This is a genomic window from Novisyntrophococcus fermenticellae (genome assembly GCF_018866245.1).
In the GTDB taxonomy this organism is placed as follows: domain Bacteria; phylum Bacillota; class Clostridia; order Lachnospirales; family Lachnospiraceae; genus Novisyntrophococcus; species Novisyntrophococcus fermenticellae.
Window position 1 is genome coordinate 1529439 of the sequence record NZ_CP076458.1, and the last position, 24299, is coordinate 1553737.

General features: G+C 44.5%; 23 protein-coding genes. 22 read left to right on the top strand and 1 reads right to left on the bottom strand.

Annotated features, from left to right (window positions below):
• Positions 1–84 precede the first annotated feature (84 nt).
• From KNL20_RS06850 to KNL20_RS06905, 12 genes are all read left to right on the top strand, one after another.
• On the top strand, positions 85–579 hold the full coding sequence (locus KNL20_RS06850; RefSeq protein WP_230400058.1) for a MarR family winged helix-turn-helix transcriptional regulator: 495 nt from the start codon (positions 85–87) through the stop codon (positions 577–579).
• Positions 572–2677, top strand: a complete 2106-nt coding sequence (locus tag KNL20_RS06855; protein WP_230399852.1) for an ABC transporter ATP-binding protein — start codon at positions 572–574, stop codon at positions 2675–2677. Before KNL20_RS06850 ends, KNL20_RS06855 begins: the two co-directional genes overlap by 8 nt.
• On the top strand, positions 2674–4509 hold the full coding sequence (locus tag KNL20_RS06860) for an ABC transporter ATP-binding protein (protein WP_230399853.1): 1836 nt from the start codon (positions 2674–2676) through the stop codon (positions 4507–4509). The genes KNL20_RS06855 and KNL20_RS06860 overlap by 4 nt, the downstream gene beginning before the upstream one ends.
• A gap of 155 nt (positions 4510–4664) precedes the next feature.
• Positions 4665–5876, top strand: a complete 1212-nt coding sequence (locus KNL20_RS06865) for a 6-phosphofructokinase (RefSeq protein ID WP_230399854.1) — start codon at positions 4665–4667, stop codon at positions 5874–5876.
• A gap of 70 nt (positions 5877–5946) precedes the next feature.
• Positions 5947–7383 carry an acyl-CoA carboxylase subunit beta gene (locus tag KNL20_RS06870; RefSeq protein ID WP_230399855.1) on the top strand — a complete coding sequence of 479 codons (1437 nt, stop codon included), beginning with the start codon at positions 5947–5949 and terminating at the stop codon, positions 7381–7383.
• A gap of 14 nt (positions 7384–7397) precedes the next feature.
• Positions 7398–8159: an OadG family transporter subunit gene (locus tag KNL20_RS06875; protein WP_230399856.1), complete on the top strand. Its 762-nt coding sequence runs from the start codon at positions 7398–7400 to the stop codon at positions 8157–8159.
• Between the two features lie 14 nt (positions 8160–8173).
• Complete coding sequence (locus KNL20_RS06880; RefSeq protein ID WP_230399857.1) at positions 8174–8563, top strand: biotin/lipoyl-containing protein; 390 nt, start codon at positions 8174–8176, stop codon at positions 8561–8563.
• A 37-nt stretch (positions 8564–8600) separates the two neighbouring features.
• Positions 8601–10013 (top strand): oxaloacetate decarboxylase subunit alpha, encoded by a 1413-nt coding sequence (locus KNL20_RS06885; protein ID WP_230399858.1) that lies wholly within the window; start codon positions 8601–8603, stop codon positions 10011–10013.
• Positions 10014–10158: 145 nt separating this feature from the next.
• Positions 10159–11085, top strand: a complete 927-nt coding sequence (locus tag KNL20_RS06890) for a MurR/RpiR family transcriptional regulator (protein ID WP_230399859.1) — start codon at positions 10159–10161, stop codon at positions 11083–11085.
• The gene (locus KNL20_RS06895) at positions 11078–12316 is read left to right on the top strand and encodes a BaiN/RdsA family NAD(P)/FAD-dependent oxidoreductase (RefSeq protein WP_230399860.1); all 1239 of its coding nucleotides are present in this window, start codon (positions 11078–11080) and stop codon (positions 12314–12316) included. The genes KNL20_RS06890 and KNL20_RS06895 overlap by 8 nt, the downstream gene beginning before the upstream one ends.
• Positions 12310–12981 carry a (d)CMP kinase gene (gene cmk / locus KNL20_RS06900; RefSeq protein ID WP_230400059.1) on the top strand — a complete coding sequence of 224 codons (672 nt, stop codon included), beginning with the start codon at positions 12310–12312 and terminating at the stop codon, positions 12979–12981. Before KNL20_RS06895 ends, cmk begins: the two co-directional genes overlap by 7 nt.
• Positions 12982–14895: a bifunctional 4-hydroxy-3-methylbut-2-enyl diphosphate reductase/30S ribosomal protein S1 gene (locus tag KNL20_RS06905; protein ID WP_230399861.1), complete on the top strand. Its 1914-nt coding sequence runs from the start codon at positions 12982–12984 to the stop codon at positions 14893–14895.
• A gap of 70 nt (positions 14896–14965) precedes the next feature.
• Here the strand turns inward: KNL20_RS06905 and KNL20_RS06910 are convergent, their stop codons facing one another.
• On the bottom strand, positions 14966–16027 hold the full coding sequence (locus tag KNL20_RS06910) for a ribonuclease H-like domain-containing protein (RefSeq protein ID WP_230399862.1): 1062 nt from the start codon (positions 16025–16027) through the stop codon (positions 14966–14968).
• A 77-nt stretch (positions 16028–16104) separates the two neighbouring features.
• On the opposite strand from KNL20_RS06910, the gene KNL20_RS06915 reads away from it, so the two are divergent.
• The 10 genes from KNL20_RS06915 (at position 16105) to zapA (ending at position 24284) form a co-directional block, all read left to right on the top strand.
• A complete protein-coding gene (locus KNL20_RS06915; protein WP_230399863.1) occupies positions 16105–17040 on the top strand; it encodes a putative ABC transporter permease in 936 nt (311 codons plus the stop codon).
• Between the two features lie 24 nt (positions 17041–17064).
• The gene (rsxC, locus tag KNL20_RS06920; RefSeq protein ID WP_230399864.1) at positions 17065–18387 is read left to right on the top strand and encodes an electron transport complex subunit RsxC; all 1323 of its coding nucleotides are present in this window, start codon (positions 17065–17067) and stop codon (positions 18385–18387) included.
• Between the two features lie 5 nt (positions 18388–18392).
• On the top strand, positions 18393–19388 hold the full coding sequence (locus KNL20_RS06925) for an RnfABCDGE type electron transport complex subunit D (RefSeq protein ID WP_230399865.1): 996 nt from the start codon (positions 18393–18395) through the stop codon (positions 19386–19388).
• Positions 19385–20002, top strand: coding sequence for an RnfABCDGE type electron transport complex subunit G (locus tag KNL20_RS06930; protein WP_230399866.1), 618 nt, complete (start codon positions 19385–19387; stop codon positions 20000–20002). Before KNL20_RS06925 ends, KNL20_RS06930 begins: the two co-directional genes overlap by 4 nt.
• A gap of 2 nt (positions 20003–20004) precedes the next feature.
• Entirely contained in the window at positions 20005–20697 is a 693-nt protein-coding gene (locus tag KNL20_RS06935) for an RnfABCDGE type electron transport complex subunit E (RefSeq protein WP_230400060.1), read from the top strand.
• Positions 20694–21269, top strand: coding sequence for an electron transport complex protein RnfA (locus KNL20_RS06940; RefSeq protein WP_230399867.1), 576 nt, complete (start codon positions 20694–20696; stop codon positions 21267–21269). The genes KNL20_RS06935 and KNL20_RS06940 overlap by 4 nt, the downstream gene beginning before the upstream one ends.
• A gap of 8 nt (positions 21270–21277) precedes the next feature.
• Positions 21278–22084 (top strand): RnfABCDGE type electron transport complex subunit B, encoded by an 807-nt coding sequence (locus tag KNL20_RS06945; RefSeq protein WP_230399868.1) that lies wholly within the window; start codon positions 21278–21280, stop codon positions 22082–22084.
• A gap of 103 nt (positions 22085–22187) precedes the next feature.
• A complete protein-coding gene (ruvA, locus tag KNL20_RS06950) occupies positions 22188–22796 on the top strand; it encodes a Holliday junction branch migration protein RuvA (protein ID WP_230399869.1) in 609 nt (202 codons plus the stop codon).
• A gap of 38 nt (positions 22797–22834) precedes the next feature.
• Positions 22835–23845 carry a Holliday junction branch migration DNA helicase RuvB gene (ruvB, locus tag KNL20_RS06955; RefSeq protein ID WP_230399870.1) on the top strand — a complete coding sequence of 337 codons (1011 nt, stop codon included), beginning with the start codon at positions 22835–22837 and terminating at the stop codon, positions 23843–23845.
• A 31-nt stretch (positions 23846–23876) separates the two neighbouring features.
• On the top strand, positions 23877–24284 hold the full coding sequence (gene zapA / locus KNL20_RS06960; RefSeq protein WP_230399871.1) for a cell division protein ZapA: 408 nt from the start codon (positions 23877–23879) through the stop codon (positions 24282–24284).
• Positions 24285–24299 lie beyond the last annotated feature (15 nt).

Below are 24299 nucleotides of genomic sequence, written 5' to 3' on the forward strand. Positions count from 1 at the left end.
GAAATTCGAATAAAAGAAGACTAAAATAGCTTAGTCAGCTAACTAAAACACAAAGAACCACGGAGGTGAATTAACCAATTGGGAATGCGTGAAAAAGACTGGATGGATGAGGATTCACGTATCCAGAATTTTCTTCTCAAAATCGTACATCGTTATTTTGCAATCAGCTTCAGCCAGTTCGCACAATATGATATCTATCCGGGGCAGGTTCCGGTAGTGATCTTATTATCTAAAAGAGAGGGCTTAAGCCAGAGTGAAATTTGCCGGGAGCTTAAAATCAAGCCTTCCACTGTTACTGTTTCCATGAAGCGTATGGAGAAGAACGGATTGATTATCAGAAAGCCGGACGAGAAAGATCAAAGGATTCAAAGGATTTATGGAACGGATAAATTAAAAGTGTTGCAAAAAGAGATTTACAAATTAGTCCGTAAAAATGAAGAGGTAATGATGGATGGTTTTACAGAAAGTGAGCTACATCTGATGAACCGTTTTTTACACCAGATTTATGAAAATCTGGAAAAGATTCCGGTGCCGGAGACGGAAAAATTAAAAGAAAGAGGAGGCATCTGCCATGATTAAGATGTTCCAATATTTGAAAAAGAGCGCCGGATATATTCTGGTGATTTTTATACTGCTGTTTATACAGGCCAACAGTGATTTAGCGCTGCCGTCTTATACTTCCAAAATTGTGGATGTGGGGATTCAGCAGAAGGGAATTGAGGATGCCGTTCCTGATAAGATACGTAAGGAGTCCCTGGATTCTCTTCTTTTACTTATGAACAGCAAGGAGCAGGAAAAGGTAATGGATGCATATTCTCTGAAGGGAGATATGTATGAGCTTAATAAAATTGAGAAAGAAACAAGAGAAGACATCAATATTCCGTTGGGAGAAGCCATGCTTATGGCTGCAGGTATACAGGAACAGGGAATTGACATGTCCACCGTGCCTAAAGAACAGCTGGAACAGATGCTCTCTCAGGCGAAGGAGAAAGTGGAAGAGGTGCCTTCCAGTATCGTGACACAGGCTGCCACCAGCTTTATTCAGCAGGAATATAAAGATCAGGGACAGGATGTGGATAAGATTCAGACACGGTATGTGCTGACCGCCGGTCTTAAGATGCTTGGCCTGGCGGCAATTGGTATGGCCGCGGCCATCAGCGTCACATTTCTATCCAGCCGTGTGGCTGCCGGTCTGGGGAGAGATCTGCGCAGCAATGTCTATAAAAAGGTCATTTCATTTTCAAGCAGTGAGATGAATAAATTCTCCACAGCATCCTTAATTACGCGAAGTACCAACGATATTCAGCAGGTACAGATGTTTATGACCATGTTGTTTCGCATCGTACTATATGCCCCGATTCTGGGCATTGGCGGTTTGATTAAGGTCTTGAACACAGAGAGTTCTATGACCTGGATCCTGGCAGTGGGTGTCGGAGCGATTCTGGTAGTAATACTTGTGTTGTTTACCGTAGCCATGCCTAAGTTTAAGAAATTACAGACCCTGATTGACAGGATAAATATGGTTACCCGTGAGATACTGACCGGTATACCGGTAATCCGGGCTTTCTCGGCAGAAAAACACGAAGAAGAGAGGTTTGAGGAAGCTAATGCAAACCTTACCCGTACCAATTTATTCGTAAACCGATGTATGACATTTATGATGCCGGTGATGATGCTGATTATGAATTCACTGACCGTACTGATTATTTATTCAGGTGCCCATGGAATTGATGCCGGAAAATTACAAGTCGGAGATATGATGGCATTTATCCAGTATGCAATGCAGATCATTATGTCCTTCCTTATGATATCCATGGTGTCTGTGATTATGCCTCGTGCCAGCGTATCTGCGAATCGTATCCACGAAGTGCTGGATATGGAACCTGAAATCCATAATCCGGTGCAGCCGTTGCGCCCGGATGAAACCAGGAAGGGTGAAGTTACATTTGATCATGTGACGTTTGCGTATCCCGGAGCAGAAGAAGAAGTACTTTCAGATATAAGCTTTACAGCCCGGAAAGGGGAAACCGTGGCGTTTATCGGAAGTACGGGATCCGGTAAAAGCACATTGGTTAATCTGATTCCGCGTTTCTATGATGTTACCGGAGGGTCTATCTCTATAGATGGTGTGGATATCCGGAATATGGATTTGAAGGACTTAAGAGACCGGATTGGATATGTGCCTCAAAAAGGGGTCTTGTTTTCCGGTACAATTGATTCCAATCTTCGCTATGGAAAGGATGAAGCCAGCAAGGAGGAAGTGGAAAAAGCGGCAGAGATTGCTCAGGCCACAGAATTTATCCGTAATAAAGACGAGGGAATGGAGGCTCCAATTGCACAGGGAGGAACGAATGTATCAGGCGGACAAAAGCAGCGTCTGTCCATAGCACGAGCAATTGTTAAGAATCCGGAAGTCTACATCTTTGATGACAGCTTTTCGGCTTTGGATTACAAGACGGATGCTACGCTTCGTAAGGCTTTGAAATCATATACCAAAGATGCCACGACACTGATTGTTGCTCAGAGAATCAGTACGATCTTACGTGCAGACCAGATTATCGTACTGGATGATGGTAAAGTAGCAGGGAAGGGAACGCACAGGGAATTATTGAAATCCTGTGAGGTTTATCGGCAGATTGCCGGATCACAGTTGTCAGAGGAGGAATTGGAAGCATGAGTGAACGAAAAAGACCAAGAGCTATGGGCGGTCCCCGCGGTGCAGTTGCGGTGGAAAAGGCCAATGACTTTAAAGGTGCCATGAAAGATATTATCAAGTATATCTCCAGATACAAAATCAGGCTTATTATTATGCTTATCTGTGCTGTCATAGGTACGGTATTTTCGATTGTGGGCCCTAAGATTATGGGAAAAGCTACAACAGAATTGTTCAATGGCCTGGTCAGGAAGGTCAATCAGACGGGTTCCATTGACTTCGATAAGATATTAAGAATTTTGCTATTTACGTTAGGTCTGTACGCAGTCAGTGCCCTGTTTTCATTTATTCAGGGATTTGTTATGACGGGAATTTCCAACGATGTAAGCTATTCCCTGCGTCGTGACATTTCGAAAAAAATTAACAGGATGCCTTTGAAATACTTTGAAAGCAGGACATATGGAGAAGTGCTGTCCAGGATAACAAATGACGTGGATACGTTACAGCAGAGTCTGAATCAGAGTATTACACAGCTGATTACCTCAGTAACCACGCTGATTGGTGTGTTTATCATGATGCTGTCCATCAATATCTGGATGACCCTTTGCGCATTGGTGATTCTTCCGATTTCTTTCGTAATTATCGGCCAGGTCATGAAGCATTCTCAAAAGTTCTTCCAGCGTCAGCAAAGCTATCTGGGAGATGTCAATGGTCAGGTAGAGGAGATCTATGCAGGACAGAATGTGGTAAAGGCCTTTAACAAAGAAAAAGACGTGATTGATACTTTCACAAAATCCAATGACCAGCTGTATGAATCGGCATGGAAATCTCAGTTCTTTTCAGGAATGATGATGCCGATTATGGGGTTTGTCGGCAATGTCGGATATGTTATGGTTGCACTTCTCGGCGGGTTTCTTGTAATAAAGAACTCCATCGAGGTAGGTGATATCCAGTCATTTTTCCAGTATATACGAAACTTTACGCAGCCAATCCAGCAGATCGCCCAGGTAAGCAATCTCCTTCAGTCCTCTGCAGCGGCCGCCGAGCGGGTTTTTGAATTCTTGAACGAGGAAGAAGAAATTCAGGATGTGGAGCACCCGGTTTCGATTGAAGGACTGAAAGGAGAGGTTACTTTTGAACATGTAGCCTTCGGCTATGATCCTGAGAAAATCATTATTCAGGATTTTTCCGCCCATGTGAAACAGGGGCAGAAAATTGCAATCGTAGGTCCGACAGGAGCCGGTAAAACAACCATGGTGAAGCTGTTGATGCGTTTTTACGATGTGAACAAAGGCTCTATATTGTTGGATGACCATAACATCAAAGATTTTAAGCGGAATGAGCTCCGTGAAATGTTCGGGATGGTGCTGCAGGATACCTGGCTGTTTTCAGGCACGATTATGGAAAACATCCGGTATGGCCGTTTGGATGCCACGGACGAGGAGGTAATGGAGGCTGCTAAGGCAGCGCATGCGTATAAGTTTATCATGCAGCAGCCGGAGGGCTTTCAGACCATAATTAACGAGGAATCCACCAACATTTCCCAGGGACAGAAGCAGCTGATTACGATTGCGAGAGCAATTCTGGCTGACAACAATATTCTGATTCTCGATGAGGCAACCTCCTCCGTGGATACGAGAACAGAGATTCTGATTCAAAAAGCCATGGATTATCTGATGAAGGGCAGAACCAGTTTTGTCATTGCCCACAGACTTTCTACAATCCGTGATGCGGATATTATTCTGGTTATGAAGGATGGGGATATCATCGAACAGGGCAGCCATGAAGAATTGCTTTCTGCAAATGGCTTCTATGCACAGCTTTATAACAGCCAGTTTGAAAAAGTGACAGCATAAGTTTAAAGACGGGTACAACTCAGGTTGTGACCCGTCTTGTTTTATGATACTATGGTATCATAGGTCAAAAGGTCATGCGTTTCATGCTTGCATAAAAAAGCATGAGTTTGGGACCCGCAAGTAAATGATAATAGTGAGAAGATGGAGGGTATCGAATGAAGAATATTCTTGTGGCGCAGTCAGGGGGGCCTACGGCCGCGATTAATGCAACATTGGCAGGCGTTATTACATGTGCCTATAGTTCCGGAGAAACAGGAAAAGTACTAGGTTCCTGTAACGGAATTCAAGGGGTCTTGGAAGAGAGGTTTATTGATCTTAAGGAAAAAGTACGAAATGCAGAAGACATGGATTTGCTTTGCCAGACTCCGGCTGCGGCGCTTGGCTCCTGCCGTCTGAAGCTGACAGAGGAAAAGCAGTACCAGCAGATTATAAGTGTGCTGCGAAAGCATGATATTCATTGCTTTATCTATATCGGAGGAAACGACTCCATGGATACAGTCAATAAGCTGTCTGCCTACTGTGCGCAGAACAACATTGAGGATATTTGTGTGACAGGTGCACCTAAGACCATTGATAATGACCTGATGGGAACGGACCATTGTCCGGGATTTGGTTCTGCGGCAAAATATATCGGAACCACGTTTGCGGAGCTGGAGAGAGATTGTCATGTATATGCCATGAAGGCAGTGACAATTGTTGAGGTTATGGGCAGGAATGCGGGGTGGCTCACTGCAGCGTCTGCATTGGCCAGACAAAACGGGCAAAAGGGGCCGAATCTGATTTATCTTTGTGAAACAGTCTTTGACAATGAACGGTTTATTGCAGATGTTAAAAAAGAACTGGAAACCTGTGACAGTGTTCTGGTAGCCATCAGTGAGGGCATCAAAGATAAAGAAGGACGGTATGTATCGGAACAGGTCATAAGCTCTGCGGTCGATAACTTTGGCCACAGTTATATAGCAGGCTCTGCAAAAGTACTGGAGAATCTGGTCCGGAACCGGATTGGCTGTAAGGTCCGCTCTATTGAACTGAATCTGATGCAAAGATGTGCGGGCCATATAGCCAGTGCCATGGATATTCAGGAATCTAAAATGCTTGGGATGAAGGCATGTCAGGCAGCTTTGGAGGGTGAGAGCGGAAAGATGGCGGCTGTTATCCGGAAGAGCAATACACCCTATACAGTAAGCTATGAAACCATACCGGTCAGCCAGGCGGCGAATGAGGAGAAGAAAGTTCCGTCCAGCTTTATCACACCGGGAGGGAATGATGTCACGGAAGAGATGATTTCCTATTTGAAGCCGTTAATCCAGGGGGAAAATAATGTAATTTACGAAAATGGCCTGCCAAAACATTTTATTCTGTATTGAAAAAATATATAAATCAAGGTATCATAAAATAGGGACAAAATACTTATTTGAATTTATGGAGGACGGAAGAATGAGTAACGTTACAGCAAGCGGCGCCAGACAGAGAATCTCTTCTTTGCTTGACGCGAACAGTTTTGTTGAAATCGGCGGCCTGATTACAGCGCGAAGTACAGATTTTAACATTACTGCGAAAGATACACCCTCTGATGGTGTCATTACCGGTTACGGTTTGATTGATGGGAAATCTGTATATGTGTATAGCCAGGATGCTTCTGTACTTGGCGGATCCATCGGTGAGATGCATGCGAAAAAGATTGTTAATTTATATAACATTGCCATGAAGACAGGAGCACCCATAATCGGACTTATCGATTGTGCGGGGCTTCGCCTGCAGGAGGCTACGGACGCACTGAATGGATTTGGTGAAATGTATATGGCACAGGTGAAGGCATCCGGAGTGATCCCGCAGATTACCGCTGTCTTTGGAAACTGTGGCGGAGGAATGGCTCTTGTTCCGGAACTTACAGACTTTACGTTTATGGAAGAGACCCATGCAAAACTTTTTGTGAATTCCCCCAATGCCCTTGCCGGAAACATAGACAGTAAGTGTAACACAGCAGGTGCGGCTTTCCAAAGTGAAGAAGCAGGTCTGGTCGATTTTCTGGGCAGTGAAACTGAAATCCTAAGTGGTATGCGCATGCTGATATCCATGCTGCCGTCTAATTTTGAAGATGAAGGCGTATTTGCTCTCGTGACGGATAATTTAAACCGTGTATGTACCGATATTGAAAATTATATTGGTGATACCGCAATTCTGCTTTCGCAGATCAGTGATAATTCTACCTTTTTTGAAATTAGGAAGGATTATGGAAAAGATATGGTTACTGCTTTTATTCAGTTGGATGGTGCGACCATAGGAGCGGTTGCAAATCGCAGTGAGGTCTATGATTCACAGGGAAACCTGGCAAAGACCATGGACCCCGTTATAAGTGCCAGAGGTGCCGAAAAAGCCGCAGATTTTGTGAATTTCTGCGATGCGTTTTCTATTCCGGTGCTTACAGTTACCAACGTAACAGGATTTAAAGCAACAAAATGCTCGGAAAAAAGGATGGCGAAAGCCGCAGGCCGGCTTACCTTTGCTTTTGCCAATGCAACGACACCAAAGGTTAATCTGATTACAGGACAGGCCTACGGAAGTGCGTATCTGACCATGAACAGCAAATCTACAGGTGCCGATATGGTTTTTGCATGGCCTACGGCTGAAATTGGTATGATGGATGCTAAATCAGCTGCTAAAATCATGTATGAAGATACGGATGCTGTAACAATCAGTGAGAAAGCAGCGGAATACGCAATTTTGCAGAACAGCATTATTTCTGCAGCCAGAAGAGGTTATGTAGATACAATCATAGCACCGGAAGATACCAGAAAGTATGTGATTGGAGCATTTGAGATGCTATTTTCAAAGAGAGAGAATCGTCCTGCAAAAAAACACGGCACGGTTTAAGTGAGGTGGATGTGATGAAACAGATATGGAAAAAACTATCAACTCTATTCCTTACTTTTGCCTGTATTCTGGCCTTTTTGGCTTATCCGGTAAAGGGAGCCGTGAGTTCACAGGTGGAAGACAGTATCCTGGAGAATTTTCAGTACTTGATAGATATGATGAATAACTACTCAGAAGATGAAATGACAGCCCAGATACAAAACATGGACAGTACATTTCTGAGTGGGATGGTGGATGAATATTACGGTGCTCTGGACAAAGTCGGAAGTTTTAAAGAAATCCTGAGCAGCGAAGTTGCGGTGGACGAAGAAAAAGAGATTGCCACGGTTATCATGAGGGTAGCATTCGATAAGTACAATGCGAAGCTTACGGCCAAGTGCAATTACAATGCAAGTGCAACAGCACAAAATTTTGACGATTTATGGTCAGAGTTCACGGTGACTGCTGAGTATCCGATCAGTGCCCTGATTAAGAATGCAGAGCCAAGTACGCTGGTGATTGCAGCGATTGTAATCATAGGCCTGATTTTCGCCATCTATTATATGAGACGTGTAAACAGAAAAGAAGTGCCGAAAGAGGAGTCCGAAGGAGCAACCGTTCAGGAAACGTTTCCGCTTCGGCCGGAACCGGAAGTTTCAGGAAGTATGAATGAAGAGGAGCTGGCGATTGTCATTGCAGCAGCTATTGCAGCATATGAGGAGGAAAACCCCGGCGGAGACGGATATGTTGTTCGATCCATCAGGAAAACCCACAGCAATAATTGGAGAAGAGCTTAGGAGGAAGTTTAACGATGAAAAATTATACAATTACAGTGAATGGAAATGTTTATAATGTCACGGTGGAAGAGGGAACTACATCGGGATCACCTGCAGCAGCGGTTCCATCGCCTGTTGCCCCTGTACAGGCACCAGCAGCGGCCCCTGTTCCGTCTGTACCGAAAAAAACCGCAGCCGCCGGTTCTTCCGGCTCTGTGTCAATCACCGCTTCCGTACCGGGAAAAATCTGCAAAGTGGAAACAAGTGCCGGACAGACGGTAAAAGAAGGAGATACGGTTGTGATTCTGGAAGCCATGAAGATGGAAATTCCAATTGTGGCTCCACAGAGCGGAACAATTGCAGGTATTGAGGTTTCCGTAGGTGATTCTGTGGAATCCGGGGATGTGCTGGCAACTATGGAATGATGGACAGATGGATACCGAAACAGGAGGGATGAATAGAATGGCTGAAATAGAAAAAAAACCGGTTGGAATCATGGAGACTGTACTTCGTGATGCGCATCAGTCGCTGATAGCCACACGTATGACCACAGAGGAGATGCTTCCGATTATTGAAAAGATGGACAAGATAGGGTACCATGCCGTGGAATGCTGGGGAGGTGCAACCTTTGATGCTTCCTTAAGATTCCTGCATGAGGATCCATGGGAAAGGCTTCGTAAATTACGGGATGGGTTCAAGAACACAAAACTTCAAATGCTGTTCCGTGGGCAGAATATTCTGGGATACCGCCCCTATGCAGATGATGTAGTGGAATATTTCGTTCAGAAGTCGGCGGCGAATGGTATCGATATTATCCGTATCTTTGACTGTATGAATGATTTGCGGAACCTGCAGACTGCAGTCAGTGCGGCGAATAAGGAGAAGGCCCATGCCCAGGTTGCGCTTTCCTATACTCTGGGAGATGCATATACGCTGGAATACTGGACGGATATGGCGAAAAGGGTTGAAGATATGGGTGCAGACTCCATCTGCATCAAGGATATGGCAGGCCTCCTTCTTCCCTATAAGGCTACAGAACTTGTTACGGCACTGAAAGAGGCGACAAAGCTTCCGATTCAGCTCCATACACACTATACCTCCGGAGTGGCTTCAATGACCTATATGAAAGCAATAGAGGCAGGGGTTGATGTGGTGGACTGCGCAATTTCTCCATTTGCCATGGGAACCTCTCAGCCTGCTACCGAGGTCATGGTGGAAACCTTCAAAGGGACACCGTATGATACGGGTTATGATCAGAAATTACTGGCAGAAATTGCAGATTACTTCCGTCCGATCAGGGATGAGGCTCTGGACAGTGGCCTGCTGAATCCGAAAAATCTGGGTGTCAACATCAAGACATTGCTATACCAGGTACCGGGAGGAATGCTGTCAAATCTGACCAGTCAGTTAAAAGAACAGCATGCGGAAGATAAATATTATGAAGTCCTGGAAGAAGTTCCCAGGGTCAGGAAAGACTTGGGAGAGCCTCCGCTGGTGACGCCTTCTTCCCAAATTGTAGGTACACAGGCCGTATTCAATGTAATTATGGGTGAACGCTATAAGATGGTTACGAAAGAGACAAAAGATGTCCTAAGCGGAAAATATGGCGCAACTGTCAAGCCATTTAACCCCGAAGTCCAGAAAAAGTGTATCGGTGATGAGACACCGATTACCTGCCGTTACGCAGATTTACTGGACAACGAACTGGAAACCCTGGAAGCAGAGATGGCACAGTATAAGGAACAGGATGAAGATGTTTTAACCTATGCATTGTTCCCACAGGTTGCGACCGAGTTCTTCAAATACAGAGATGCACAGAAGACTAAGATCGATGCAAAAGCCGCTGACAAAGAGGATGGCGCTTATCCGGTCTGACGTAATTGAATTATAGCAGATAAAAGATTCCTTCATTGCCCCCAAAAGCCAATGAAGGAATCTTTTTGCAAGTGCCTGCATTTTTTCTTGCACTTCGATTAAAATATGATATGATGATACCAGGGTCAAAAGGAGGTAATTCAGTATGGAACAATCAGATAATCTTCTGAACAGACTGAACCAGCAGTACGGTTCATTAAGTAAAGGGCAAAAGCGTCTGTCTGATTTTATATCAGATCATTATGATAAAGCGGTCTTTATGACGGCAGCGAAGCTGGGGGCAGAAGTTGGAGTAAGTGAATCTACCACTGTGCGGTTTGCTACGCAGCTGGGATATGACGGATTTCCTGAATTTCACAGGGCATTGGAGGAACTGGTTCGGAACAAATTGAATTCCATCCAGAGACTGGAAGTGACTTATGGGAGGATTCCCCAGGAAAAAATCCTGGACAGTGTCCTTCATTCTGATATAGATAAGATCAAGATGACACTGGAACAGACGGATAGGGATTCATTTCGCCTGGCAGTGGATACAATTCTGCATGCAAAGACCATCTATGTTGTGGGGATAAGAAGCTGTGCACCTCTTGCCCAATTCTTAAGCTTTTATCTGAATCTGATTTTTGATGATGTGCGTTTGCTGCATACCAGCAGCTCAAGCGAAATTTTTGAGCAGATGATCAGAATCAATAGTAAGGATGTGATTATTGGCATCAGTTTTCCCCGATATTCCATGCGGACATTAAAAGCCATGGAATTTGCCAACAACAGGAATGCAAAGGTAATTACTCTGACAGACAGCATCCATTCGCCGATGAATCTGTATTCCTCCTGTAATCTGCTGGCAAGGAGTGACATGGCTTCTATTGTGGACTCCCTGGTTGCTCCCTTAAGTGTGATTAATGCGCTGATCGTAGCACTCTGTATGAAGAAGCAGGATGAAGTGATGAATACGTTGGAAACCATGGAAAAAATATGGGATGAATATCAGGTTTACAGCAATGATGAAATTAATTATATAGATGAAAAGGTGAAGGTACGCTTAAAGAAACCGGAGGAAGAAGATGGCTGAAGTAATTATTATCGGCGGAGGAGCGGCCGGGATGGCAGCAGCAGTATTTGCCGCTGAGGCGGGTCATAAGGTTCAGGTTTTTGAAAAAAATGAGAAATTGGGCAGAAAGCTCTTTATTACCGGAAAGGGGCGCTGCAATTTTACCAATGCCTGTGAAACAGAGGAGTTTTTTCAATATGTTGTTTCCAACCCAAAGTTTCTGTATAGTGCATTTTATGGCTTTACCAATCAAGCTGCAATTGAATTCTTTGAACGTCTGGGAGTCAGGACAAAGATAGAACGGGGAAACCGTGTCTTTCCATCTTCTGACCACAGTTCGGATATTATCCGTTCCCTGGAGATGAGAATGAAGAAACTGGGCGTCAGAATCCATCTGAATACCAGGGTAGAGGAAGTGCTTGTAAAAGAACAGAAGGCATATGGTGTCCGCCTGTCGGGAAATACCGAGGTTCATGGTGACTGTCTGATACTGGCTGCCGGCGGCTGTTCTTATCCGGTAACCGGATCTGACGGGGATGGGTATCGCATTGCAGAGGAGCTTCAAATACCTGTAAAACCTTTGAGCCCGGCTTTAGTACCGCTTGCGGTGAAGGAAGACTATATTCCCATGCTTCAGGGTCTTTCACTGCGGAATGTATCCTTAAAGATTTCGGATCATAAGAAGGTGTTATATGAGGAGTTCGGTGAACTGCTATTTACTCATTTTGGTGTCAGCGGGCCGCTGGTTCTAAAAGCCAGCTCCTATATTGGAAACAAACTGGAACAAGGTGCTTTGAAAGCTTTTATAGATTTAAAACCGGCTCTTTCATTCGAACAACTGGATCAACGGCTGGTGCGGGATTTTGAAGCGGGAAGGAACAAGCAATTTAAGAGCGTGATTCATGGTCTGCTTCCTTCAAAACTGGTTCCTGTGATGCTTGCGCTTGGAAGAATTCCGTCTGAAAAAAAGGTTAATGTTATTACAAAAGAAGAAAGACAGGACTTTGTGGCATTGGTTAAGGCCTTTCCTATGACATTGTTAAAAACCAGGGGATTTGAGGAAGCAATCATTACACAGGGAGGCATAGACACCAGGGGGATCAATCCCTCTACTATGGAATCGAAGAAAATCAGGCATCTGCATGTAATCGGTGAAGTATTGGATCTGGACGCGCTTACGGGCGGATTTAATTTACAGATTGCCTGGTCAACAGCATATGCAGCCGTACAGGGAATACAGGAGGAATTATGAGTATTAATATAGCGATAGACGGTCCGGCCGGGGCAGGCAAAAGCACGATTGCGAAAAAAGTGGCAGAGAAATTATCCTTTATCTATGTGGATACAGGGGCTATGTATCGAGCCATGGCATTATATATGATCAGGAATAAAATCAATCCCAGGGATACTCATCTTGTGACAGAGGCCTGTGAATCTGTTCATGTCGCAATTAGATATGAGGGGGGAGAACAGAAGGTAGTTTTAAATCAGGAGGATGTCACCGGTCTGATCAGGGGAGAAGAAGTAGGTAACGCCGCCTCGGCGGTGGCCAGATACACAGCAGTGAGGGAGAAGCTTACAAACTTACAGCAGGACCTGGCCATGCAGCAGAATGTGGTGATGGATGGAAGAGATATAGGTACAGCAGTACTGCCTGATGCGCAGATTAAGATTTATCTGACAGCCAGCGTTCATACGCGTGCCAATCGCAGATATCAGGAATTAGTGAAGAAAGGTATGAATCCGGATATCCATGTGATTGAACAGGATATAAAAGACAGGGATTTTCAGGATATAAACCGGGAAAATGCCCCGCTTCTTAAGGCCACGGACGCAGTACTTTTGGACTCTTCCGAGATGTCGGTTGATGAAGTCGTGAATACAATTTTGAAGATTTATAAAGAGAGGTGCAGCTGAATGAAGGTTACTACCGCAAAGTCAGCAGGCTTTTGCTTTGGAGTCAAAAGGGCTGTGAAAGAGGTATATGAACGTGCCGGTCTCGAAGACAGACCGGTATATACGTATGGCCCCATCATACACAATGACACGGTAGTTCATGACCTGGAAGAGCGGGGCGTACAGGTGATACATACGCTGGAAGAGCTGGAAAGGTCTGAGCCGGGAATTGTGGTCATCCGTTCCCATGGAGTGGGAAAAGAGATACAGGAAAAGATTCAGGATATGGGTTTTGAAGTCGTGGATGCTACCTGCCCCTATGTTCAGAAAATTCACCGGATTGTGGAGAAACAGAGCCGGGAGGGTGTATATATTATCATAATAGGCAACGATACACATCCGGAAGTAGAAGGAATCAAAGGATGGTGCTGTGGACCGGTTTCAGTAGTCGAAGATATGAAAGACCTGGAAAAACTACCGGATTTAAGTGGTAGAAAGGTTTGTATCGTATCACAGACGACATTTAATTACAACAAATTTCAAGAATTAGTTGAAAAGTTCTCGAAAAAGAGGTATGATATTAGTGTTTTAAATACTATCTGTAATGCTACAGAAGAAAGACAGACGGAAGCAAGGAAGATAGCAGAGCGGGTTGATGCCATGATTGTCATCGGAGGAAAGCACAGCTCCAATACCCAGAAGCTATATGAAATTTGCAAAAAAGAATGTAAAAATACTTACTTTATAGAGACACTCGTTGATTTGGATTCAAAGCCTTTTCAATCATTTCGTCACGTAGGTATTACAGCAGGGGCTTCCACCCCAAATAAAATAATTGAGGAGGTTCAAAAAGATATGTCAGAATTAAGTTTTGAACAAATGTTGGATGAGTCATTTAAAACAATCAGAAATGGAGAGGTAGTAGAAGGTACTGTCATCGACGTTAAAGAGAATGAGATTATCCTTAATATCGGATATAAGGCCGACGGAATTCTTACAAAGAATGAGTATTCCAATGACCAGAGCATTGACCTCAAAGATGTTGCAAAACCTGGTGATAAGATGGAAGTTAAGATACTGAAGGTAAATGACGGTGATGGACAGGTTCTTCTGACCTATAAGAGACTCGCCGCTGAGAAAGGCAATAAGAGGCTGGAAGAAGCATTTGAGAATCGTGAAATACTGAAAGCAAAAGTCACCCAGGTGCTGAATGGTGGTTTGAGCGTTGTAATTGATGAGGCAAGGATTTTTATTCCCGCAAGCCTGGTATCAGATTCTTATGAAAAGGATTTGACGAAATATGCAGATCAGGAGATTGAATTTGTAATCACAGAGTTCAATCCCAGAAGAAGACGGATTATCGGTGATAGAAAACAGCTGATTGTAGCTGAAAAAGAAAAGCTTCAGGAAGAACTGTTTGCAAGAATCCATCCGGGGGATATTGTAGAGGGTACAATTAAGAATGTCACTGACTTCGGCGCCTTTATTGATTTGGGCGGTGCTGACGGGCTTCTTCATATCTCTGAGATGTCCTGGGGCCGCGTGGACAATCCTAAAAAAGTATTTAAGGTTGGAGAATCTATTAAAGTATTAATTAAGGACATTAACGGAAGTAAAATCGCCCTTAGCCTGAAGTTTGAAGATGAAAACCCATGGCTGACAGCGGCTGACAAATATGCGGCAGGCAATGTGGTAGAAGGAAAAGTAGCTCGTATGACTGACTTTGGCGCTTTTGTTGAACTGGAGCCGGGTGTAGATGCACTCCTTCATGTATCTCAGATTTCTCATGAGCATGTTGAGAAACCTTCTGATGCATTGTCAGTAGGCCAGATTATTACTGCAAAGATAGTTGATTTCAATGGTGAGGAAAAGAAGATTTCTCTAAGCATGAAAGCTCTTGAATCATTACCGGAAGAAGAAAGTGATTTTTATTAAATGCTAATTAGCTACAGGCACCCATCGGTTTTGCTGATGAGTGCCTGTCTTTGCTTTGCAGGGTGCGTTTTTAGAGTTCAGATAAAAAATCGCAAGTATATATATGCAGACTCTGCATATCTTGAAGAAGGGATTCCTGATATGCAAAATATGCAGGCTTCGATTTATATGCTTCATAGAAGACAGGCTTGAACCGCTCTTTGGGCTGTGGGAGGAAGATTCCTTGTGTTTTCTGGTAACAATTTGCGGCCTTTGCTTTCTCTCTGTGCGCACTGTCCACAAAAATTCCTATACTCTTATGTATTGCCTGATCTTCTAAAGGCAGGTAGTAATAATTCTTATAGTCCGGGAAAAAATGTTTCATTGTTCCCCTGTATCCGAAAATTTGAAGGATTCCCTGATTTTCTGTCATCCGGAGCGAAAAGCATAAATTGTGAAAAGATACGGGAATTGGGACTGTTACCTTAAGAACCAGCGTCAGTGTAAGTGTATAACCGCTTAGGTTGGCACTGTTGATTGTAAAATCACCTTCACGTATACGTTCGTAGCTTAAGACGGAGAGAAGTCGTACAAGTCCTTCAGTATCGTCACGATTATGCTGCAGAAGTACGGAAAGCAGAGTGGTGTCCTTTGTTTCCAGATAATCTTCATACACCTGTATCAAGTCACCGCCGGTTTTGGTATCTGTGCGGCGAATCTTAAGAAAACATTCCACATCCTTCTGTTTTACGGAGGTGAGACCGAACAGATTTTGAAATGGTTTTGCCTTTCTGTAAAGATCCAGGCTTTTCAAAGAAGCCAGTGGATTGCTCTGCTGGTAGAAATTATATTTATGTTGAAGGTATGGAATATCAAATCCGTTTCCATTGTAATGTATCACGCGGCTTCTTCCCTGACAGATCGCGGCGAATTCCGTAAGGAGTAAGGGTTCTTCTGTGGGACGGTCCAAAAACCACTGTTGTAAAATCCAATGGTTTTCCTCGTAGTAGATTACTCCAATCAGATAAAGGTGTGACCTTTTCCAGTATAAACCGGTCGTTTCGATGTCAAAGAAAATAGAATTCTTTTGTTCTTCAAGAAATGGAAGGACTGTTTTGTTATATATGTTCAACTGTATTTTTTCAGTAATCATGGCATCCTCCTCCTTAATATGTTATAATATGATACCACATCTTTACATGAAAATAAAGAAAAGAGGAGAGGGTACGTATGTTAAGCAGCCAGATGCTGGACTGGAATCTACTTGGTTTTGATTTCTATCACATTTTAAATTGGTTTTGGATCTACAGCTTTATAGGATGGATATGGGAAAGCAGTTTTGTATCCCTGAAAAGTCATAAACTGGTCAATCGCGGTTTCGTATCAGGACCTGTACTGACCATATACGGATGCGGTGCAGTGTCTGTATACCTTTTTTTAAAACCTTTCGACTATAGTTTTATAGCTTTGTATTTTGGAGGAGCGGTGGTTGCCACTGTGTTGGAATATGCTACAGGAACTCTGATGGAAGCTATTTTTCATACAAACTGGTGGGATTACAGTGACAAAAAATTCAACTTCCGGGGAAGAATCTGTCTTGGAAGCTCTATTGGCTGGGGTTTTTTTGCGTTGGTTCTGTTCTATGTTTTCCAGCCTTTTGTAGATTGGATTGTAAGTCTGTATCCCAGAAGATATGGAGAAGCAGCGATCAATTTGATAACCATGGTGTATTGTGTGGACTTTGGAATGTCCTCATTCGTAGCATTCCAAATCAAAGACAAGCTTGCTAATCTGGATAAGACTTGGGATGAGTTTTTAGAGTATCTTCAAAATTCCCGGTTAGCAGAGTCGGCAGCTGCTATGAAGAAAAAAACAACTGCACTGTACCATGAAACTTCTGCTGAGCGGATCTTGACTTACTTTGAAGAACGCAAGGAACACCTATCAGACTACCTGGACAGATTTCTTGAAGAGAGTTCGGATAAGAAGGAATCCCTACTTGAACGTAAAGATGAATATATGGAAAGATTTGACCGGTTTATTAATACACTTGTAAAGAATCAAAAATCTTTGGACAGAATTACGAAGAGATATATAAAAGCTTACCCCCATCTGGGTCTCAGTAAGCGGTTTAAAAGGCGGAAAAAAGAAGAGACGGAGAAATAGTATCATTCGGGAGGAGATAAAGGAATGGGTTTGTTTACTTTTCACGGCGGTATTCATCCATATGATGGAAAAGAGCTCACAAAGGGTTGTGCTGTCAGAACGCTTCATGCAGGAGACAATTTGTACTATTCGCTGGCACAGCAGATTGGAGCCCCGGCTGTGCCACTGGTTCACAAGGGAGATCATGTACTGCGCGGACAGATGCTTGCAAAAGCAGGAGGCTACGTATCCGCACCGCTGCATGCATCTGTATCAGGTACCGTCGTTGGAATACAGAGGATGTGGATGCCATCCGGAACCAGTGCAGATTGTATTGTGGTAGCCAACGATAAACTTATGGAAGAGGTGGAGTATCCTCCGGCAGAAGATTTTGATACCTTGAACAAAGAAAAAATTCTGAGCCGTATTCGGGATGCAGGAATCGTCGGAATGGGCGGAGCAGGATTCCCCACACATGTAAAGCTGTCACCTGAGAATCCGGGAAAAATTGAGTACATATTAGTAAATGGAGCAGAATGTGAGCCATATCTGACCAGCGATTACAGAAGAATGCTGGAGGAACCGGAGAAGATTGTAGAAGGACTCCGTATAATCCTGAAACTTTTCCCAAAAGCTAAGGGCTATATCTGCATTGAAGACAATAAGATGGATTGTGCCAGGATGCTGGAACCTTTATGCAGAAAGACCAATCTGGAAGTGAAGCTTCTGCGCACGAAATATCCGCAGGGCGCAGAGCGAATGCTGATTCATGCCGTTACGGGAAGGAAAATTAATTCTTCCATGCTTCCGGCCGATGTTGGATGTATCGTAGATAATGTAGATACCGTTGTGGCCGTGGAAGAGGCAGTTTTGCAGGGAAAACCGGTGTTGGAAAGAGATATAACGGTAACAGGAGATGCTGTAAAAACACCACAGAATTTCCGGGTGCCCATAGGTATGCTGATTGAAGAGGTTGTGGAGCAGGCAGGCGGATTTACAGGGAATCCGGAAAAGATAATTGCCGGAGGCCCTATGATGGGCAATGCATTATTTATGCTGAATGTTCCCGTAGTGAAAACATCTTCGGCCATTGTTGCCTGCAAAAAAGATCAGGTTGCGGAGAATGCCCCTTCCGCCTGTATAAATTGCGGCAGATGTGTGGCGGCTTGTCCCGGACAGATCATTCCTGCCCGGCTCGCAGCGTTTTCGGACCGCGGGGACGAAGAAAATTTTTTGAAATACCATGGTATGGAATGCTGTGAATGTGGATGCTGCAGCTATGTCTGTCCCGCGAAACGCCAGCTGACCCAGTCCATACGGTCGATGAGAAAACTACTGCTGTCAAAGCAGAAGAAAGGTCAGGACTGAATACTATGAATGATTTATTACATGTTTCCTCTTCGCCACATGTCAGGTCTGAAGTCAGGACAGATACAATCATGTTTCTGGTTCTGATTGCTTTAGTACCCTCATCTGTTATGGGGATTTATCTTTTTGGGGTTCCGGCACTTAAAATTATAATTCTGTCGGTGGGAACTTGCGTGCTGACAGAGTTTCTCTATGAACGCCTGATGCATAAACCAAATACCATTGGAGATGGAAGTGCCATGGTTACCGGACTTTTGCTTGCCCTGAATTTGTCTGCAGCCGTACCATGGTGGATTCCAGTCATTGGAGGTGTGTTTGCAATTCTGATCGTGAAACAGGTATTTGGAGGGCTGGGCCAAAATTTCATGAATCCTGCACTTGCGGCAAGATGTTTTCTATTACTTTCATTTCCGGCGAAGATGACAGACTTTTCAGTCAGTGAGAGGGCCGAAGGGAAGATTGTAGATATGATATCTTCTGTAACACAGAGTGTGGATGCGGTATCTTCCGCGACGCCGCTTGCAGCGATACGTTCGGGAGGTTCGTATGATTTGCTTAGCATGTTTTTAGGCAATACAAGAGGCACAATAGGAGAAACCTCAGTTCTTCTTCTGCTGTTTGGAGGTATTTTTCTTGTTGCTGCGAGGGTCATCGATCTGCGCATCCCGCTCACATATCTGGGTACTTTTGCTCTGTTTTATCTGGTGCTTGGTAGATTTGATCTGCCGCTTGTGGCTGCGGAGCTTTGCGGAGGCGGACTGATGCTTGGAGCATGGTTCATGGCTACGGATTATGTAACAAGACCAATTACTATAAAAGGTCAGTACGTCTTTGGGATTCTTTTGGGAATTTTGACAGGTATATTCAGAAAGTTTGGTGCTTCGGCAGAAGGTGTCTCGTTTGCAATCATACTTTCGAATGTTTGCGTGCCGGTCATTGAGCGTCTTACCCTTCCATCAGGCTTTGGAGTTCAAAAGCGGAAAGGGGGAAAGGTGGTATGAATAAAATTCTCAAAGAAGCTGCGGCTTTGACCGTCATTACTGTAATCATCGGATTACTTCTTGGTGTGGTTTACGAAGTGACGAAGGCTCCGATCGCAAAGCAGGAGGAGAAAACCAGAACAGATGCATGGGAAGAGGTATCGCCAAACGCCGTCAGATTTAAGAATCTGAATATCTCCGGGCAGGAGAAAGCAATCAGGAAAGCTCTGGATGCTGCCGGTTTTCAGTCGGAAACTGTTGATGGAGCAGCAAAAGCTTATGACGAATCCGGGAATCCGGCAGGTTATGTGATTACGGTGACTTCGAAAGAAGGCTATAAAGGAGATATCCAGTTCACCATGGGTGTTGGTGAAGATGGAACTACCGGTGGTATCTCATTTATTCATATAGATGAAACGGCAGGACTTGGGATGAATGCTAATACAAAGGACTTTAAGGATCAGTTTAAAGATAAACAGGTGACATCCTTTCACTACAGTAAGACAACGTCCCAGTCGAAAGACGAGATAGATGCCATCAGTGGTGCAACAATTACCACGAATGCAGTTACCAATGGAGTAAATGCAGGCTTGGTCGTATTTCAGTTAATAAAAGAAGGAGGTATTGAATTTTGAATATAAACTCACCTGCTGAGCGTCTGTATAACGGTATAATTAAAGAGAATCCTACCTTTGTCATGATGATCGGGATGTGCCCCACATTGGCGGTGACCACTTCAGCTTCAAATGGTATCGGCATGGGTCTGACAACGACCGTGATACTTATTGCCTCCAATTTGATGATTTCCATGCTGCGAAAAGTCATTCCTGACGGTGTCCGCATGCCGGCCTATATCGGTGTTATAGCCTCCTTTGTGACAATCGTGGAATTTCTTTTGAAGGCATATCTGCCGGGATTATACAGCGCACTGGGTCTATACATACCTTTAATCGTCGTAAATTGCATTATCATGGGCCGGGCGGAGGCATATGCCGGAAAAAATCCGATCGTTCCATCGGTTTTTGATGGCCTTGGGATGGGACTGGGATTTACCATGGCACTGTTTTTCATCGGAACTATACGGGAATTGTTTGGTACGGGGAGGATTCTGGGTTTCCATATCCTTCCTGATGTGTATGAACCGGTAACAATCTTCATCATGTCGCCTGGTGCATTCTTTGTCCTCGCGTTACTGATCGCATTGCAAAACAAGATAAAAAACCGTGTAGGGGATAAGGGAGCGGCAGCTACACCCACCTGCGAAGGCTGCGGCTGCTGCGGAAAAAGCGGATGTGCGGAAAATAAACAACAGGGAGGGAATGCCGGATGAAGGAATTAGTTATCATTGCAGTCGGAGCAGCCTTAGTCAACAACGTTGTTTTAAGCCAGTTTCTGGGTCTGTGTCCATTCCTTGGCGTCTCAAAAAAGATAGGCACCGCTGCAGGTATGGGTACCGCAGTTATTTTTGTACTTACCTTGTCCTCCTTTGGAACAGGCCTGATTTACAAATATATATTAGTGAAGACGGGGATGGAGTACCTGAAGACAATTGTGTTTATACTGGTCATCGCTGCATTGGTTCAGATTGTGGAGATGTTCCTGAAGAAAGGACTTCCTTCCCTATATCGTGCACTGGGTGTATATCTTCCTTTAATCACAACAAACTGCGCAGTTCTCGGTGTGGCAATTATCAACGTACAAAAGAACTATAGTGTCTTGGAGGGGACTGTCAACGGATTTGCTTCTGCAGTGGGCTTTACTCTTTCTATTGTCCTGATGGCAGGGCTCAGGGAGAAGATGGAATATAACGATGTCCCAAGATCCTTTCAGGGAATGCCAATTGTGCTGCTGACCGCAATGCTGATGTCGATTGCATTCTGCGGTTTTGCAGGAATCATATAGGAGGAGAAATGAGCGTAATGGTTATACTTGAATCGGTATTGGTTCTGGGTGGAGCAGGCTTATTGATTGGTCTGCTTTTAGGAGCAGCCGGTAAGAAGTTTGCGGTGAAGGCAGATGAAAGAGAGACTCTGGTAAGGGGAGCGCTGCCCGGAAACAACTGCGGCGGATGTGGATTTCCCGGTTGTGACGGAGCAGCAGCCGCGATTGTAAAGGGAGATGCTCCGGCAACGGTCTGCCCCGTAGGGGGTGCGGCCGTGGCAAAGGAAATTGGCAGAATCATGGGGCAGGAAGTATCAGACAGGGTGAGAATGAGGGCCTACGTCCGGTGTAGTGGGGACTGCAGTCATACACGTTCAGATTATATTTATGCAGGAGTAAAGGACTGTACCTTCATGCAATTTCTTCCCGGCGGCGGAAGGAAACGCTGTTCTGCCGGCTGCATGGGGTATGGTTCCTGCGTGAGAGTATGTGCTTTTGATGCAATCCATGTTACAGAAGGGGTGGCGGTGGTGAATGGTGAGAACTGTAAAGCCTGCGGCCTCTGTGCGAAAGTCTGTCCCAATCAACTGATAGAGATGGTTCCATATGAAGGCTCCGATTATCACGTAGCCTGTGCTTCAAAGGAAAAAGGAAAATCGGTGACGGATGCCTGTGATACCGGATGCATCGGATGCGGAAAATGTGAGAAGAACTGTCCATCCGGTGCAATAAGAGTAAAAAATCAGCTGGCCCGGATTGACTATGCACTTTGCACCGGCTGCGGCCGGTGCAGAGAAGTATGCCCCAGAGATTGTATCCGGATGGAGCAGATTTGAAATTGCATTTGGCTCCTACCTATGTTATGATAAAAAAGTATGAAAAAATGTATGAGAAAATGTATGAGAAGCATTTAAGTTAACATAAAGAGGTTATGTAAACATGATTAGTTATATACGTGGGATAGTGGATGAAGTTGAGGAAGGAAGTCTGATTATTGAACAGGGAGGCATGGGGTTTCAGGTTTTTGTCCCCGGAGGTTTATTGGACGGACAGCTTCGCAAGGGGACTGAGGTGAAGGTCTATACCTATCTCCACGTCAAAGAAGATGCTATGCAGCTTTATGGCTTTTTGAGCAGGGATGATTTGCATGTGTTTCGTCTTCTGCTGAATGTAAATGGTATAGGACCCAAGGCAGCTTTGGGAATCTTGTCCGGTATTACAGCCGATGAGCTGAGGTTTGCCGTGCTCTCGGATGATACGGCTGCAATAAGTAAAGCACCGGGCATTGGTAAGAAAACTGCCCAGAAGGTGATTCTGGAGTTAAAGGATAAATTTTCTCTGGAGGATGCATTTGAACAAAAACTATCCAACACCGGGGAATATAATTCGGGTGAGGATGTAAAGGATGTGGCAAGGGATGCGGTACAGGCTTTGGTCGCTCTGGGCTATTCCAATACAGAGGCCTTTCAGGCTGTGAGAAAGGTGGAGCCACGGGATGACATGGATTCGGAAGCCATGCTGAAAGCGGCTTTGAAGTATATCATGTAGTGTTTTATACAACGGTAATCATAAGGATAGGAGTTTTCATGCAGCGAAGTATCGTAACGACCGATATGATCGAAGAGGATGTCAGGACAGAGGGAAGCTTAAGACCTCAATATCTGAAAGATTATATCGGGCAGGAAAAAACAAAGGAAAATCTGAAGATTTTTATAGAGGCAGCAAAGCAAAGGGAAGACGTGCTGGACCATGTTCTGTTTTATGGTCCTCCGGGACTTGGGAAAACAACGCTGGCCGGAATTATTGCGAATGAGATGGGAACTCATATGAAGGTGACCTCCGGACCGGCTATTGAAAAGCCGGGAGAGATGGCAGCGATTTTAAATAATCTTCAGGAGGGAGATGTTCTGTTTGTGGATGAAATTCACCGGCTGAACCGGCAGGTGGAAGAAGTGCTTTATCCGGCAATGGAAGATTTTGCGATTGATATTATGATCGGGAAAGGATCTTCGGCCCGTTCCATACGGCTGGATCTTCCAAAATTTACTTTGGTTGGAGCAACCACCAGAGCGGGGCTTTTGACTGCTCCCTTAAGGGACCGCTTCGGGGTCATACATCATCTGGAATTTTATACAGTTGATGAACTGCAGACGATTATCATGCATTCAGCAGCCATTCTGGATGTGGAGGTGGATGCAAAAGGTGCCATGGAGATGGCAAAACGCTCCAGAGGAACCCCGCGTCTGGCAAATCGGATCCTTCGCAGAGTCAGAGATTTTGCCCAGGTAAAGTATGACGGAAAAATCACAAAAGAGGTGGCATCCTTTGCTCTCGATCTGCTGGAGGTGGACAAGTATGGACTGGATGCAACAGACAGGACTTTACTTACAACCATTATTGATAAGTTTCAGGGTGGCCCCGTAGGCCTGGATACATTGGCGGCGGCTGTTGGTGAAGACTCCGGAACAATTGAAGACGTCTATGAGCCGTATCTGATCAAAAACGGTTTTTTAAACCGCACGCCCAGAGGACGTGCCGTAACCTCTCTGGCTTACCATCACCTGGGGCTGCATTTGGCCGGCCCTGACGAAAAATAGGCGCAGAAGCAAAAGGATAAAGGAGTACCATATGTCAGCGAAGAATACGACGAAGGTGTTAATTGATGGAAAAATTATCACATTAAGTGGATATGAAAGTGAAGAGTATCTCCAGAGGGTAGCGTCCTATCTTAACTCGAAAATTTCGGAATTATCAGAGCTTCCGGGTTATAGCAGGCAGAGTCCCGAAACAAGGCATACGCTTTTAAGCCTGAATATTGCAGACGATTACTTCAAGGCTAAAAATCAGGCGGAGTCCCTGGAGGAAGATATAGAGGCCAAAGATAAAGAATCTTACGATATTAAGAATGATTTGATTGTGGCTCAGATCCAGCTTGATAAAGCAAAGCTTGCGATAGAAAAGCTGCAAAAAGAAAAGGATGAGCTGAATCTTAAAATTGATGAACTGAATGGTGAACTGGATGAACTATTAAAATAATTTGAAAACATGGGG

What these genes read in the sequence shown, in the direction of transcription:
- KNL20_RS06850 (WP_230400058.1), top strand. Translation starts at nt 85, where the DNA reads ATGCGTGAAAAAGACTGGATGGATGAGGATTCACGTATCCAGAATTTT.
- KNL20_RS06855 (WP_230399852.1), top strand. Translation starts at nt 572, where the DNA reads ATGATTAAGATGTTCCAATATTTGAAAAAGAGCGCCGGATATATTCTG.
- KNL20_RS06860 (WP_230399853.1), top strand. Translation starts at nt 2,674, where the DNA reads ATGAGTGAACGAAAAAGACCAAGAGCTATGGGCGGTCCCCGCGGTGCA.
- KNL20_RS06865 (WP_230399854.1), top strand. Translation starts at nt 4,665, where the DNA reads ATGAAGAATATTCTTGTGGCGCAGTCAGGGGGGCCTACGGCCGCGATT.
- KNL20_RS06870 (WP_230399855.1), top strand. Translation starts at nt 5,947, where the DNA reads ATGAGTAACGTTACAGCAAGCGGCGCCAGACAGAGAATCTCTTCTTTG.
- KNL20_RS06875 (WP_230399856.1), top strand. Translation starts at nt 7,398, where the DNA reads ATGAAACAGATATGGAAAAAACTATCAACTCTATTCCTTACTTTTGCC.
- KNL20_RS06880 (WP_230399857.1), top strand. Translation starts at nt 8,174, where the DNA reads ATGAAAAATTATACAATTACAGTGAATGGAAATGTTTATAATGTCACG.
- KNL20_RS06885 (WP_230399858.1), top strand. Translation starts at nt 8,601, where the DNA reads ATGGCTGAAATAGAAAAAAAACCGGTTGGAATCATGGAGACTGTACTT.
- KNL20_RS06890 (WP_230399859.1), top strand. Translation starts at nt 10,159, where the DNA reads ATGGAACAATCAGATAATCTTCTGAACAGACTGAACCAGCAGTACGGT.
- KNL20_RS06895 (WP_230399860.1), top strand. Translation starts at nt 11,078, where the DNA reads ATGGCTGAAGTAATTATTATCGGCGGAGGAGCGGCCGGGATGGCAGCA.
- KNL20_RS06905 (WP_230399861.1), top strand. Translation starts at nt 12,982, where the DNA reads ATGAAGGTTACTACCGCAAAGTCAGCAGGCTTTTGCTTTGGAGTCAAA.
- KNL20_RS06910 (WP_230399862.1), bottom strand. Translation starts at nt 16,027, where the DNA reads ATGATTACTGAAAAAATACAGTTGAACATATATAACAAAACAGTCCTT.
- KNL20_RS06915 (WP_230399863.1), top strand. Translation starts at nt 16,105, where the DNA reads ATGTTAAGCAGCCAGATGCTGGACTGGAATCTACTTGGTTTTGATTTC.
- rsxC (WP_230399864.1), top strand. Translation starts at nt 17,065, where the DNA reads ATGGGTTTGTTTACTTTTCACGGCGGTATTCATCCATATGATGGAAAA.
- KNL20_RS06925 (WP_230399865.1), top strand. Translation starts at nt 18,393, where the DNA reads ATGAATGATTTATTACATGTTTCCTCTTCGCCACATGTCAGGTCTGAA.
- KNL20_RS06930 (WP_230399866.1), top strand. Translation starts at nt 19,385, where the DNA reads ATGAATAAAATTCTCAAAGAAGCTGCGGCTTTGACCGTCATTACTGTA.
- KNL20_RS06940 (WP_230399867.1), top strand. Translation starts at nt 20,694, where the DNA reads ATGAAGGAATTAGTTATCATTGCAGTCGGAGCAGCCTTAGTCAACAAC.
- KNL20_RS06945 (WP_230399868.1), top strand. Translation starts at nt 21,278, where the DNA reads ATGAGCGTAATGGTTATACTTGAATCGGTATTGGTTCTGGGTGGAGCA.
- ruvA (WP_230399869.1), top strand. Translation starts at nt 22,188, where the DNA reads ATGATTAGTTATATACGTGGGATAGTGGATGAAGTTGAGGAAGGAAGT.
- ruvB (WP_230399870.1), top strand. Translation starts at nt 22,835, where the DNA reads ATGCAGCGAAGTATCGTAACGACCGATATGATCGAAGAGGATGTCAGG.
- zapA (WP_230399871.1), top strand. Translation starts at nt 23,877, where the DNA reads ATGTCAGCGAAGAATACGACGAAGGTGTTAATTGATGGAAAAATTATC.